This window comes from Sediminihabitans luteus, assembly GCF_002797595.1.
Taxonomy (GTDB): domain Bacteria; phylum Actinomycetota; class Actinomycetes; order Actinomycetales; family Cellulomonadaceae; genus Paraoerskovia; species Paraoerskovia lutea.
The window spans coordinates 493,190-506,756 of the sequence record NZ_PGFE01000002.1; the positions used below are offsets into that span (position 1 = coordinate 493,190).

10 protein-coding genes are annotated in these 13,567 nt (G+C 74.9%); 6 read left to right on the top strand and 4 right to left on the bottom strand.

Translation table 11 applies throughout. The annotated features are described in order from the left end of the window. Nucleotides 1-50 precede the first annotated feature (50 nt). Both CLV28_RS08260 and CLV28_RS08265 read right to left on the bottom strand, forming a co-directional pair. Nucleotides 51-1,745 (bottom strand): DUF349 domain-containing protein, encoded by a 1,695-nt coding sequence (locus CLV28_RS08260; protein ID WP_100422808.1) that lies wholly within the window; start codon nucleotides 1,743-1,745, stop codon nucleotides 51-53. After that, nucleotides 1,742-2,548: a peptidylprolyl isomerase gene (locus CLV28_RS08265; RefSeq protein WP_100422809.1), complete on the bottom strand. Its 807-nt coding sequence runs from the start codon at nucleotides 2,546-2,548 to the stop codon at nucleotides 1,742-1,744. Before CLV28_RS08265 ends, CLV28_RS08260 begins: the two co-directional genes overlap by 4 nt. A gap of 171 nt (nucleotides 2,549-2,719) precedes the next feature. On the opposite strand from CLV28_RS08265, the gene CLV28_RS08270 reads away from it, so the two are divergent. The 4 genes from CLV28_RS08270 (at nucleotide 2,720) to CLV28_RS08285 (ending at nucleotide 7,881) form a co-directional block, all read left to right on the top strand. Next, nucleotides 2,720-3,631 (top strand): MBL fold metallo-hydrolase, encoded by a 912-nt coding sequence (locus CLV28_RS08270; RefSeq protein ID WP_100422810.1) that lies wholly within the window; start codon nucleotides 2,720-2,722, stop codon nucleotides 3,629-3,631. A gap of 43 nt (nucleotides 3,632-3,674) precedes the next feature. Further along, the gene (gene hisS, locus CLV28_RS08275) at nucleotides 3,675-5,093 is read left to right on the top strand and encodes a histidine--tRNA ligase (protein WP_100422811.1); all 1,419 of its coding nucleotides are present in this window, start codon (nucleotides 3,675-3,677) and stop codon (nucleotides 5,091-5,093) included. 107 nt (nucleotides 5,094-5,200) lie between these two features. Continuing rightward, nucleotides 5,201-6,166, top strand: coding sequence for a hypothetical protein (locus CLV28_RS08280; RefSeq protein WP_100422812.1), 966 nt, complete (start codon nucleotides 5,201-5,203; stop codon nucleotides 6,164-6,166). Continuing rightward, nucleotides 6,163-7,881 (top strand): peptidase M16 family protein, encoded by a 1,719-nt coding sequence (locus CLV28_RS08285; protein ID WP_100422813.1) that lies wholly within the window; start codon nucleotides 6,163-6,165, stop codon nucleotides 7,879-7,881. The genes CLV28_RS08280 and CLV28_RS08285 overlap by 4 nt, the downstream gene beginning before the upstream one ends. A 7-nt stretch (nucleotides 7,882-7,888) precedes the next feature. Here CLV28_RS08285 and CLV28_RS08290 read toward each other — a convergent pair whose 3' ends face one another. After that, nucleotides 7,889-8,356, bottom strand: coding sequence for a PPOX class F420-dependent oxidoreductase (locus tag CLV28_RS08290; RefSeq protein ID WP_100422814.1), 468 nt, complete (start codon nucleotides 8,354-8,356; stop codon nucleotides 7,889-7,891). Between the two features lie 167 nt (nucleotides 8,357-8,523). Between CLV28_RS08290 and aspS the strand changes: the two genes are divergently transcribed. After that, nucleotides 8,524-10,353 carry an aspartate--tRNA ligase gene (aspS, locus tag CLV28_RS08295; RefSeq protein WP_100422815.1) on the top strand — a complete coding sequence of 610 codons (1,830 nt, stop codon included), beginning with the start codon at nucleotides 8,524-8,526 and terminating at the stop codon, nucleotides 10,351-10,353. A 20-nt stretch (nucleotides 10,354-10,373) separates the two neighbouring features. Beyond that, complete coding sequence (locus CLV28_RS08300; protein ID WP_157802568.1) at nucleotides 10,374-11,207, top strand: GNAT family N-acetyltransferase; 834 nt, start codon at nucleotides 10,374-10,376, stop codon at nucleotides 11,205-11,207. Between the two features lie 70 nt (nucleotides 11,208-11,277). Here the strand turns inward: CLV28_RS08300 and CLV28_RS08305 are convergent, their stop codons facing one another. Next, a complete protein-coding gene (locus CLV28_RS08305; protein ID WP_308440382.1) occupies nucleotides 11,278-13,521 on the bottom strand; it encodes an MMPL family transporter in 2,244 nt (747 codons plus the stop codon). Nucleotides 13,522-13,567: the final 46 nt, after the last annotated feature.

A 13,567-nucleotide genomic window follows, 5' to 3' on the forward strand; every position in this document is an offset into this window, starting at 1 on the left:
GCCCGCCCCCGCGCACCAGGGCGCAGGGGCGGGCTGTGGACGAGCGAGGGTCAGCCGCGCGAGTCCTCGGCGGCCTTCACGATCTGCTCGAGCCACGAGCGCCGCGCCTCGAGCGACGCGGTGAGCTCGGAGACCTTGCGCTTGTCGCCCTTGGCCTCGGCCGCCGCGAGATCCGCCTCGATCTCCGCGATCGCGGACTCGAGCTGCGCCGCAGCACCCTCGGCCCGCGCGCGCTGCTCGGGGTTCGAGCGCGTCCACTGCGCCTCGTCGGCCGTGCGCACCGCGGTCTCGACGGCCCGCAGGCGCGCCTCGACCCGCTGCACGTCCGCACGCGGGACCTTGCCCGCGGCCTCCCAGCGGTCCTGGATGTCGCGCAGCGTGTTCTTCGCGGTCGTCAGGTCGGTGACCGGCAGCAGGGCCTCGGCCTGGACGAGCAGCTCCTCCTTGACGACGAGGTTCTCGCCGTACGAGGCGTCGAGCTCGGCGTTCGCCGCGTCCCGCGCCTGGAAGAACGTGTCCTGCGCTCCGCGGAACCGTGCCCACAGCGCGTCGTCGTCCTTGCGGTTCGCCCGGCCCGCGGCCTTCCAGCGCGTCATCAGGTCGCGGTAGCGGCCCGCGGTGATGCCCCAGTCGGTGCTCGACGCGATCTGCTCGGCCTCCGCGACGATCGCCTCCTTCTCGCTCTTGGCAGCGGTGTTGCGCTGCTCGAGCTCGGCGAAGAAGTGCCGGCGCTCACGGTCGAACGTCGTGCGCGCGTGGCTGAACCGCTTCCAGAGCGACTCCTCGCTCGCGCGGTCGATGCGCGGGCCGGAGCGCTGGGCGTTCTTCCACTGGTCGAGCAGGCTGCGCAGCTCCTCGCCCGCGGGACGCCACTGCATCTGCGCGGGGTCGGTCGCCGAGATGCGCTCGGCGGCCTCGACGATCTCGGTGCGGGCGGCGAGCGCCGACTCCTTGGCGGCGGCGCGCTCGGCCGCGATCTGCTCGCGGCGACCGGCGGCACGCTCGGCGAGCGCCTCCACCTGGGCGCGCAGGGCGTCGAGGTCCCCGACGGCGGCGGGCTCGGCGGTCTCCTCGCGCAGACGCTCGAGCGTGCCGTCGATCTCCTTGACCGTCAGGTCCGTGCTCGACAGCCGCGCGTCGAAGAGCGCGACCTTGGCGTTGAGCTCGAGGTAGCGGCGCACGTACAGCGCCTTGGCCTCGTCGTGGCCCACGCCGGGGAACTGACCGACCGAGCGCTCGCCCGCGGCCTCGCGGACCCACACGGTGCCGTCCTCGTCGACCCGGCCGAACTCGCCCGCAGCCTTCGCGGCCGCGGCGTCGTCGGGGATCACGGGGTGGGGCTCGGGCGCGACGGCCGCCGCCGCGGGACGGGGAGGGTGCGGCAGCGCGCTCGGGCGCGGGACCGGGCGCGGGCGCGGCGTCGGGCGGCTCGGCGCCGGGCTCGGCGTGGCCGGCTTCTCCTCGGCAGCCTTCGCCGGGGTCTCCTCGGCGGCAGGCTCTGCGGCCGGGGTCTCCTCGGCCGGGGCCTCCTCGGCCGAGGGTGCCTCCGCGGCGGGCTCCGCCGTCACGGCCTCGTCGGCCGACGTGTCGTCGGACGTGCTGGCGGCGTCGGTGCTGGCGGCGTCCGTGGCGTCGGCCTCGGGCGCCAGACCCTCGGCGGCGGCCGGGGCGTCGACCGTCTCGGTCGCCTCCTGCGGCGCCTGCACGGCGGGCTCGGGCGTCGAGTTCTCGGGGCTCTCGCTCACTGGACTTCTACTCCTTCGATGGTGACCGGGATCAGCGGGACCCCGTCGCCGGAGCCGTTCACCGTCCCTGCGTCAGCGACAGCCTGGATGTTCTCCAGGCCAGAGGTGATCGTGCCGAACACTGTGTACCCGCCGCCGTCCGTGGGCAACTGGGTGTCCTCGTAGACGAGGAAGAACTGGCTCCCCATGGAGTCCGGCGCGCTCGCGCGCGCCATGGCGATCGTGCCCGTCGGGTACACGCCGTCCGCGGGCGCGTTCTCGATGGGTCCGAACGTGTAGCCCGGCCCGCCGGTTCCCGTGGCGGTCGGGTCGCCGCACTGGAGCACGTAGATGCCGGACGTCGTCAGCCGGTGGCAGCCCGTGCCGTCGAAGTACCCGTCCTGGGCGAGCGTCACGAAGCTCGCGACGGCCTTCGGGGCAGCCGCACCGTCGAGCGAGACGCCGACGTCGCCCGCACTGGTGGAGATCGTGCCGGTCCACTCGCGGCCCTCGGCCACGGACGGGTCGGGCAGCGTGTACTCGCCCGCGGCGGGCGCGGGGCGGGACGGCAGCGGCGTCGCGGACTGCGCCGCGTCGTCCGGCTGCGTGGTGGCGGACGCCGGGGGCGTCGTCGCGGCCGAGGGCTCCGGCTCGTCGTCCTGCACCGCCCACACCACGAGGCCACCGATCACGACGAGCCCGGCGACCGCGCCGCCGACCGACCAGGCGCGGCGCCTGCGCGCGGTGCGTGCCGACTGCCGCTGCTCCCACTTGAGCTGGCGCTTGCGCGCCTGCTCACGCTCCCGCTGGGCCTTGCTCGTCACACCCGCTCCTCGTCCGTCGTCGTCCGTGCGGCGGTGCCCGCCGTCCCCGGTCGCGAGGTCCGGCCGCGGGCGCGCGACGGGGCCCGGCCGCGCCGGTCGTCGCACAGTCTAGGCGCGGAACCGCGCCAGGACCGCGCAAGCGGGGCCGTGCGTCGTCGGTAGGCTCGGCGCATGGATCGCACCCCGTCCCGCCCGCCCGTCGACCCGGGTGCGACGCTCGTGCTCGAGCAGGTCGTCTCGCCCGTGTTCGGCGCCTCCTGCTGGATCGTCGGGCTCCGCGCGGGTGGGCCCTGCGTCGTCGTCGACCCGGGCGCCCGGGTGAGCGAGCGCGTGCGCGACGTCGTGTCCCGCCACGGCTGGGAGCCGGTCGCCGTGCTCGCGACCCACGGACACCTCGACCACGTGGCCGACGCCGCCGGGCTCAGCGCGTACTACGGCGTCCCGGTGCGGCTGCACGCCGACGACGCCTACCGGCTCGACGACCCGTTCGGCACGATCGACCGGCCGGGCGCCTCGGGCACGCTCGTCGCGGCGCTCGCGGCCGCGGGTCTCGACCCCGCCGACTACCGCGCGCCGCACGACGTACGGACGTTCGGCACGTCGCGCTCCGGCACCTCGCGCACCGGCGCGACCCGGCCCGGCACTGCGCACCGCGGCGCGTGGCGGGACGAGCCGCTCGACCTCGACCTCGACCTCGGCCTCGACCTCGACCCCGGGTTCACGGCGGCCGACCGGACCGGCCCGCGGGCGCTCGCGGTCCGGGCCGTCCACGCGCCCGGGCACACGCAGGGCTCGACGCTCTACCTGCTCGACGACGTCGACGCGTCGCGCGTCGGGGGAGCGCGCGTCGGGGGAGCGCGGGTGGACGTCGCGCTCACGGGCGACGTGCTGTTCGCCGGGACGATCGGCCGTACCGACCTGCCCGGGGGTGACCCCGCGCTCATGCAGCGCACGCTGCGCGACGTCCTCGGCCACGGCGGAACCCCGGGCGCCGAGATCGACGGCGCCCGCGCCGTCCTGCCCGGGCACGGTCCCACGAGCACGCTCGCGCACGAGCGACGCACCAACCCGTACCTGCGGTGAGCCCGGTTGGGCGCACCGCGCCCGTTCTGGGAAGATGCACCCCATGGCCCGCCCCACACCCCTGTCCGGATTCCCCGAGTGGCTCCCCGACGGCCGCGTCGTCGAGCAGCACGTCCTCGACACGCTGCGCCGCACCTTCGAGCTGCACGGGTTCGCCGGGATCGAGACCCGCGCCGTCGAGCCGCTCGACCAGCTCCTGCGCAAGGGGGAGACCTCCAAGGAGGTCTACGTGCTCTCGCGCCTGCAGGAGGTCGCGGACGACGGTGCCCCCGCACGCGACGCCGACAAGCAGCTCGGGCTGCACTTCGACCTGACCGTGCCGTTCGCGCGCTACGTGCTCGAGAACGCCGGCAAGCTCGCGTTCCCGTTCAAGCGCTACCAGATCCAGAAGGTCTGGCGCGGCGAGCGCCCCCAGGACGGCCGGTTCCGCGAGTTCGCGCAGGCCGACATCGACGTCGTCGGCGCGGGAGGACTCCCGTACCACTTCGAGGTCGAGCTCCCGCTCGTCATGGCCGCCGCGCTCGGTGAGCTGCGCGCGATCGGCCTGCCCGAGGTGCGTGTGCTCGTCAACAACCGACGCGTCGCCGAGGGGTTCTACCGCGGGCTCGGCCTCGACGACGTCGACGGCGTGCTGCGCACCATCGACAAGCTCGACAAGGTCGGCGCCGCGAAGGTCGGCGAGGCGCTCGTCGCCGAGGTCGGCGCGAGCGACGCGCAGGCGCAGGCCTGCCTGGACCTCGCCGCGATCAACGGCTCCGACACGAGCGTCGTCGACCGGGTGCGGGCGCTCGCGGCCTCGCACGGCGTCGAGTCCGAGCTCCTCGAGCAGGGCCTGGCCGAGCTCGGGGCGCTCGTCGACGCCGCGAGCGTGCGCGCGCCGGGCGTCGTGGTCGCCGACCTCAAGATCGCCCGCGGTCTCGACTACTACACGGGTTCGGTCTACGAGACCGTCCTCGTGGGTCACGAGCAGCTCGGCTCGATCTGCTCGGGCGGTCGCTACGACACCCTCGCCTCGGACGGCAGGACCACCTACCCGGGCGTCGGGCTGTCGATCGGCGTCTCGCGCCTCGTCTCGCGCCTGCTCGGCGCGGACCTCGTACGCGCGACCCGCGGCGTGCCCGCCGCGGTCCTCGTGGCCGTCACGGACGAGGCGACGCGCGCCGACTCGGACGCGGTCGCCGCCGCCCTGCGGGCGCGCGGCATCCCGTGCGACGTGGCACCGAGCGCCGCGAAGTTCGGCAAGCAGATCCGGTACGCGGACCGCCGCGGCATCCCGTTCGTGTGGTTCCCCGGCCAGGAGCCGGGCGCGGACGACGTCGCGGCCGGGACCGCCGTCGCGGGCGAGCGCGGCCCCGACCAGGTCAAGGACATCCGCTCGGGCGAGCAGGTCGACGCGGACGCCGCGACCTGGGCGCCGCCCGCCGAGGACCTGTGGCCCCGGGTGGTGCCGTCGGCAGGCTGAACGCCCGCCGCGGACCGGACTCGCGACGCCCGCGACGACCCCGGTTGTGTACTCTGCGCAGCGATCGCGACGGGGATCGACCCGTCGCACCGGGGACGGGGAGCCCGATGGCGCGACACGAGCGTGCACGTGAGCAGCAGCAACGGCAGGACGGGCTCTGGGCGGTGCGCGAGGACCTCCTCGGCGTGCTGGCGGCTGCCCGAGCGGGAGACTGGGGCACGGTCCGGGCTCACCTGATCGGGGCCCCTGAGGTCGACGACGCGCTGTTCGTGCTCGGCCTGGCCGCCGAGGTCGACGAGCTCGAGTCCGCGCTCGAGGACGCGCACGCGGACGGGCGGGTCGACGACCCCTGGGTCGGCGCGATGCTCGGGAGCCGGCGCACGGTCGTCGCGTGGCGGCACCGCACCCACGCCCGCGCGCGGGACGTCTCGCGCGAGCAGTTCGAGCACTTTCGCGTCGGGCTGGTGCGTGCCGAGCAGGTACTCATCAAGACCTGTGCGGAGCACCCCGACTTCGTCCCGGCGTGGCACGCGCGGCTCGCGACCGCTCGCGGCCTCGAGCTCGGTGCCTCCGAGTCCCGCCGACGCTACGACCGGCTCGCCGCGTACGCCCCGCACGCCTACCGTCCTCAGCTGGGCCACCTGGTCCAGCTCGCGCCGCGCTGGGGCGGCTCCGCCGAGGCGACGCTCTCGTTCGCGCGTGACCGGGGCCGGGCCGCGCCGCCCGGTGCGGCCGCCGCCGCGCTGCCGGCGCGAGCGCACGTCGAGATCGCGCTCGACCACGGGACGAGCATCGAGGAGCACCTCGGAACCCCCGAGGTGCGCGCGGAGGTGCTGGCCGCGTCCCGACAGGTGCTGCTCCCTGACGGCTCGCCGGACCTCGCACGCCTCCAGGCGCACGCGGACCTGGCGTTCGCGCTCTCGTTCGGCGGGCTGCACGACGAGGCCGCGCCGCACTTCGCTGCCCTGCCGATCGTCTGGCCCGAGTCGCCCTGGGGCTACGTCGACCGACCGCACGAGGTGTTCGTCGAGATGCGGCGCCGCGCCCTCGAGACCGTCGAGGTGGCCCGATGAGCGCCCCGACGGCGCGGGAGGCGCTCGACGGTCTCGCGTACACGTTCACGCACGTCGACGGTGTCCCGGCCGTGCTCGTCCCGCGTGAGGGCCCCGTCACCGCGGGCATCACCTTCCGCGTCGGCATGGCGGACGAGTCGCTCGCGACGTCCGGGATCACGCACCTGGTCGAGCACCTCGCACTGCACGGGCTCGGCGAGGTCGAGGCTCACCACAACGGCACGACGACGATGACGACCACGACGTTCCACGTGACCGGGAGCCCCGCGGAGGCGGCCGCGTTCCTGACCGGACTGTGCGCGTCCCTGCGGGACCTGCCGACCGAGCGCCTCGCGACCGAGAAGAACGTGCTCGCGACCGAGTCGGCGCACCGCGGCTCGCGTGCTGCGGGTGCGGCGCTCGCCACCCGGTTCGGGGCGCGTGCGCACGGGCTCGCCGGGTACGGCGAGCTCGGCCTGGACCGGATCGGCCCCGACGAGCTCGCGTCGTGGACCCACCGGTGGTTCACGCGCGAGAACGCGGTGGTGTTCCTCACCACGACCGACGTCCCGGAGGGGCTCGTGCTCGACCTCCCCTCCGGCGAACGGATGCCTGCACCCACGGCGCGGCCCGTGCTCGCGTCGACGCCCGCGTTCGAGCAGGGCGCCCAGGGCGAGGTCCGGGTCACGGCCGTGGTCGACCGCGGTCCGGCGGCGAGCCTGCTGATGTCCGTCGTCCGTGCGAGGTTGCAGCGCGACCTGCGCCGCAGCGCCGGGTACTCGTACGTGGTGGAGGCGGGGCTCGTGCCGCTCGACCGCGAGCACGCGCTGCTCGCGCTCTACGCCGACTCCCTGCCCGCGCACCAGGACGCCGTCGTCGGGGCCGTCGTCGACGTGCTCGCGGCCTTGCGCGCCGGGCGCATCGGCGCCGAGGAGCTCGAGGGCGCCCGGTCCGCAGTGCTGCGCGAGCTCGACGCCCCGGACGTCGACGCCGCGATCCTGCCCACCGCGGCGTGCGACCTCCTCCTGGGCGAGGACGTCGCGGACGCCGCCCGCCGTCGCTCGCAGATCCTGTCGGTGACGCTCGAGGAGGTCGTCGAGGCGGCGGGCCAGGTGTGGCCGAGCGCGCTCGCGCAGGTGCCCGGTGGTCCGCTGGACTGGGCCGGCTTCGCCGAGGCTCGACCCACGGCGTCGACCCCGGTGCGCGGCTACCCGTTCGCGCACGTCGACGAGCCAGGGGTCGAGCTCCTGCTCGAACGTGCGGGGTTCACCGTGCAGCACGCGGGCGCTCACCGCACCGTGCTGCTCGAAGACGTCGCGGCGCTCGTCGTCCTCGGGGACGGCGGGCGCGTGGTCGTCGGCACCGACGGCACCACGGTCGACGTCGAACCGACGGTCTTCGAGGGCCTCACCGCCGACGTCGTGGCACGCCGCGTGGACGGCGTCGTGCCCGAGCATCTGCACGTGCACCGGCCCGCGCGGGACCCCGAGCAGGTGCCCGCGCCGCGCGGCCCGGGGCTCGCCGCGACGCGTGCGCGGGTCGAGTCCCGGCGTCGCAGGGCGGGTGCTCTGGTCTGGGCGCTGCGCATCGTGGCGCTCATGGCGGTGGTCATGGGCGTGCTGATCCTCGCGGGGGGCGGGCCGCAGGCGTCGTCCGACGGCAGGCACGTGCTCACGGTCGCGGCCGTGTGCTCGCTCGTCGCTGTGCTGGTCGCACGACGCGGCCGCGCCGACTGAGAGGGCCTCAGCCCTCGGCGAGGCGCGCGGGGAACCCGCCCGTCGCGATCGGACCCCAGCGCTCGATCGTGACGCGGACCAGGGACTTGCCCTGGTCGACCATGGCCTGCCGGTACTCGTCCCAGTCGGGGTGCTCGCCCGAGATCGACCGGAAGTACTCGACGAGCGGCTCGACGGACTCCGGCAGGTCGAGGACCTCCGCGGTGCCGTCGACCTGGACCCACGCACCGCCGAACGTCTCGCCGAGGAACAGCACGGACGCGCGTGAGTCACGTCGCAGGTTCACGGCCTTCGCGCGCTCCGGGTACGTCGAGACGACGACGCGACCGGCGGCGTCGACGCCGCACGTGACGGGGCTCATCTGCGGGCTCCCGTCCGCGCGGTGCGTGAGCAGGATCGCGTCGTGGCGGGTGCGGACGTGCTCGAGGAGAGCCGCGCGGTCGACGCGCGAGCTCGTGGCGATCTGACGGGGCACGGGAACCTCCGGGGTCGAGGGTGCGCCGTCCCCGGCCGTGCGCGGACCGCGGGATGGCGGGCTTCACCACAGACTAGACTCGTGCGGGTGCGCCCCCGCCGGGCGCACGTCGTCCGCGGCCCGAACGCTCGGGACGGACGCACACCACGAACCCGGAAGGACCCCCTGTGCTGCGCACCCACACCGCCGGCTCGCTGCGGGCCGAGAACATCGGCCAGACCGTCACCCTCACCGGTTGGGTCGATCGCCGTCGTGATCACGGGGGAGTGGCGTTCATCGACCTGCGGGACGCCTCGGGCATCGCCCAGGTCGTCATCCGCGACGAGGCCGTCGCCGGGCCGCTGCGCAGCGAGTTCGTCCTGCAGGTCACGGGCGAGGTCTCGCAGCGCCCCGAGGGCAACGCCAACCCGAACCTGCCCACGGGCGAGGTCGAGCTCGTCGTGAGCGAGGTCGTGGTGCTCAACGAGTCCGCGCCGCTGCCGTTCCAGGTCTCCACGGCCCTCGACGGCAACGAGACCATCGGCGAGGAGGCGCGTCTCAAGCACCGCTACCTCGACCTGCGCCGTCCGGCGCCCGCCCGCGCGATCCGGCTGCGTTCCAAGGTCAGCCAGGCCGCGCGCGCCGTGCTCGACGCCGAGGACTTCGTCGAGATCGAGACGCCGACCCTCACGCGCTCGACGCCCGAGGGTGCGCGCGACTTCCTGGTGCCCGCGCGTCTCGCGCCCGGCTCCTGGTACGCGCTGCCGCAGTCCCCGCAGCTGTTCAAGCAGCTGCTCATGGTCTCCGGCATGGAGCGCTACTACCAGATCGCGCGCTGCTACCGCGACGAGGACTTCCGTGCGGACCGTCAGCCCGAGTTCACGCAGCTCGACGTCGAGATGAGCTTCGTCGAGCAGGACGACGTGATCGCCCTCGGCGAGAAGATCCTCGTCGCGCTGTGGGACCTGATCGGTGTCACGATCCCCACGCCGATCCCGCGCATGACGTTCGCCGACGCGATGCGGCTGTACGGCTCGGACAAGCCCGACCTGCGGTTCGGCAACCCGATCGTCGAGCTCACCGAGTACTTCGCGAGCACGCCGTTCCGCGTCTTCCAGGCCCCCTACGTCGGTGCCGTCGTCATGGCGGGCGGCGCCGACCAGCCGCGCCGCCAGTTCGACGCCTGGCAGGAGTGGGCCAAGCAGCGCGGCGCCCGCGGCCTCGCGTACGTGACGTTCGGCGAGGACGGCACGCTCGCCGGCCCCGTCGCCAAGAACCTCTCGGACGCCGAGCGCGAGGGCCTCGCGGCCGCGACGGGCGCCCAGCCGGGCGACTGCGTGTTCTTCGCCGCAGGCGGCGTCGACGACTCGCGCGCGCTGCTCGGCGCCGCGCGCGTCGAGATCGCCAAGCGCACCGGCCAGATCGACGAGGACGCCTGGGCGTTCGTGTGGGTCGTCGACGCGCCGCTGTTCAAGCCCACGGGCGCGGCGGCCGACGAGGGCGACGTCGCGCTCGGCAACTCGGCCTGGACCGCGGTGCACCACGCGTTCACGTCGCCCACGCCCGAGTGGATCGACACGTTCGAGCAGAACCCGGGCGAGGCGCTCGCGTACGCCTACGACATCGTGTGCAACGGCAACGAGATCGGTGGCGGGTCGATCCGTATCCACCGCCGCGACGTGCAGGAGCGCGTGTTCGAGGTCATGGGCATCGGCGCGCAGGAGGCCCAGGAGAAGTTCGGGTTCCTGCTCGACGCGTTCGCGTTCGGCGCGCCGCCGCACGGCGGGATCGCGTTCGGCTGGGACCGGATCGTGGCGCTGCTGACGAAGTCGGAGTCGATCCGCGACGTCATCGCGTTCCCGAAGTCGGGCGGCGGGTTCGACCCGTTGACGCAGGCGCCCGCCCCGATCACGCCGGAGCAGCGCAAGGAGGCGGGCGTCGACGCCAAGCCCGCGGCGGACGTCCCCGCGCAGACGACGCCCGCCGAGCAGGCCGTGCTGGGCGGGGACCCCGCCTGAGCGGCGTCCCCTCACCGGGCGTGACCCCGGGCGCGACGCCCGGCACGGCGTCCCGCACGACCCGCGGCGCGGGCCCGCTCGACGGGCTCGCGCCGCGCTGGCGCGCGCACCCGTGGGTGCGCGTCGAGGCGCCCGCGCGACAGGTGGTCGCGGCCGCCTCCTCGCCGGCCGCGGCGGTCCTGCTCGTCGCGGCGGACGACCGCGGGGTGCCCGGAGCCGCGCCGTACCTGTGGGCGCTCGGGGACCCGGACGCCGCGCACGCCCTCCTTGCCCGCGAGAGCACCCGCGGCGGGATCCTCACGGACGGCGCGGCGCCCCTGGTGCTCGGCGGCGGGTGCGTACCGCGCGGGACGCCGGCGCTCACGACTCCGGGCGCGCCCGCGCTGCTGCGGCGTGCCGCGACGTCGGACTGGGACTGGTTCTGGACGAGCATCGATCCCCGGCCGCCCCGGGGAGCCGGGGCCGGGGGCACGGTCCGCGAGCTGCGCGGTGCGCGCGACCTCGCGGCGGCCTCGGCGGCGCAGGCGGTGGGCAACCCCCGCGCCGAGCTCGCCCCGACGACCGACGGCACCCGGTGGTGGGGGTGGTGCGACGACGGCGGGACGGTGCGCTGCGTCGTCGGCGCCCGCGTGCGCCCCGCGGGCTGGGAGCTCGGCGGGATCGGCACCGACCCGGCCGTGCGCGGACGCGGTGCGGCCACCGCGACCCTCGCCGCGGCGGTGCGCGAGGGCCTGCGGCATGCCGAGGACGTCGTGCTCGGCATGTACGCCGACAACGTGGCCGGGCGCGCGCTGTACGAGGGGGCGGGCTTCGTCGTCGGGCAGCGGTTCGCCGGGTGGCGCACGGCCACCTGACGGCGGACGTGCACGCTCGTTCCGGCGCTGGAGCGGGTGGTGCTGGTGCTGGTGGTGCCGGCGCTGACCGTCAGTGCGTGATCGCGAGCTTGCGGTGCACCCAGCGCAGCGGGCGCGGGGCCCACCAGTTCGCGCGGCCGAGGATCGTCATGGTCGCCGGCACGAGCAGCATGCGCACGATCGTCGCGTCGAGCGCGACCGCGACGGCGAGCGCGAACCCGACCTCCTTGATCACCAGGAGGTCGCCGAGCACGAACCCGAGGAACACCACGACGATGATCAGCGCGGCCGAGGTGATGATGCGCCCCGAACGCTGCAGACCCAGCCGGACCGCCTCGTCGTTGCTGTGCCCGGCGTCGAAGAGCTCCTTGACGCGCGCGAGCAGGAACACCTCGTAGTCCATCGCCAGACCGAACGCGAACGCCACCACGAGCGCGACGACGTAGGTCTCGATCCCGCCCGTGGGGGTGAAGTCGAGCAGGCCGGCGCCGTGGCCGTCCTGGAACACGAAGGTCAGCACGCCGAGACTCGCGGCGAGCGAGAGAGCGTTCGTCAGGAGTGCCTTGACGGGGATCAGCACCGACCCGGTCATGAGGAACAGCAGCACGAGCGTCGCCGCGACGACGATCCCCACGGCCCACCACATGCGGTCGCCGAGCGCGTCGACGAAGTCGACCTGCCCGGCCGCCTGGCCGCCGACCCACGCGTCGAACGGCGCGTCGAGCGCGCGCACGTCCCGCACCGCCTCGACCGCCTCCGGGCCGCCCGCGTCGTCGGTGGTCAGGTAGACCTCGAGCACCGCGTACTCGCCCGCGGGGACGGCCGACCCGACGGCCTCGACCCCCTCGAGGGCCGCGACGTCCTGCCCCCACGCGTCGGTGGCCTCGAGCGTGCCGTCGGTCACGACGAACAGGTCGGCGGTCTCGCTCGCCGGGTACTGGTCCGCCAGCTCGTCGACGAACACGCGCTGCGTCGCGTCGACCGGGAGCAGCTCGATGCCGGAGTTGCGCATCTGCAGGCCCAGCAGGGGCAGCGCGAGCACGACGAGGACCACGACGCTGCCGAGCGCGACCCACCAGGGGTGCTTCTGCACGCGGGCCGTGAGGCGGGAGAACATGCCCTCGTCGGAGACGACGTCGGCGGTGCGGCGCACGACGGCGCGCAGGCCCGGGACGCGGCCCAGCACGCCGGGCCGCGCGAGGCGCCGCCGCGAGAGCACCAGCAGGGCCGGGACGAGCGTGAGCGCCGTCGCGACGGCGATGAGGATCACCGCGAGCCCCGCAGCACCGATGGCACGCAGGATGTCCGGCGTGAACACCATCAGGCCCGCGATCGAGATCGCGACCACGAGCGCCGAGAACGCGACCGTGCGGCCCGCGGTCGCCATCGTCCGGGCGAGCGCCGCCTGCACGACGCCGTCGCCGCGGCGCCGTCGTAGCGTCGCCCCGTCGTCCTGGGCGAGCGCCTTGTGGAGCTCCTCGCGGAAGCGGGACACGATCAGCAGCCCGTAGTCGATCGACAGCCCGAGCCCCAGCAGCGAGACGACGTTGACGACCGACGCGTCGATCTCGAGCCGGTACGAGAGCCCGTACAGCACGCCGAGCCCTGCGCCGATCGACGCGAGCGCCCCGACCACGGGCATCGACGCGGCGAGGAACCCACCGAACACGAACACCATGATCACGAGCGCGAACGGCAGCGCGTACGCCTCGCCGGTCTTGAGGTCCTCCTCGACCTGCCCCGTGATCTCCTCGACGATCAGCTCGTTCGACCCGACGATGCCCGTCGCGCCCGGCGCGACCTCGGCCAGGTCGTCGTCGACCGTCCCGAGGCGCGCCTCGACGTCGTCCCGGGCCTGCGCCTCGTCGTCCGCCGCGAGGTCCGCCTCGAGGTTGACCTCGACGAAGAAGCCGTCCCCGTCCGCCGCGAGCAGGTTCTTCGCCGCCGGGGCCTCCACACCGCCGGCAAGCGCGAACGCGTCGATCACGCCACCCTCGGGCGCGACGCCGTCGATCTTCGCGAGGTCGGCGTTGACCTCGGTCATGACCTCGGCGACGGCCGGGTCGGTCGGGTCGACGCCGCGCACGAGCAGGCGCACCGACTGGCCCTCGTCCGACGCCGTCACGATCGCCTCGGACGCCTTCTGGCTGTCCGACCCCGGCACCGCGGGCTCGCCCGACGTCAGCCGGTCGAACAGGCTCTGCCCCCCGAACCCGACCAGCGCGAGCGTGAAACCCAGCGCGGCGACGAGCAACCACACGAGGACCGTCGTCTTGGGGCGCGCCGCGACGCGCCTCCCGATGCTCTCGAACACGGGCGCCAGCATGGCACCTTCGCGCACGCCGTGTCAGGTCGGTCCC

Coding starts and splice junctions, on each gene's coding strand:
- CLV28_RS08270 (WP_100422810.1), top strand. CDS start 2,720: ATGGATCGCACCCCGTCCCGCCCGCCCGTCGACCCGGGTGCGACGCTC.
- hisS (WP_100422811.1), top strand. CDS start 3,675: ATGGCCCGCCCCACACCCCTGTCCGGATTCCCCGAGTGGCTCCCCGAC.
- CLV28_RS08280 (WP_100422812.1), top strand. CDS start 5,201: ATGGCGCGACACGAGCGTGCACGTGAGCAGCAGCAACGGCAGGACGGG.
- CLV28_RS08285 (WP_100422813.1), top strand. CDS start 6,163: ATGAGCGCCCCGACGGCGCGGGAGGCGCTCGACGGTCTCGCGTACACG.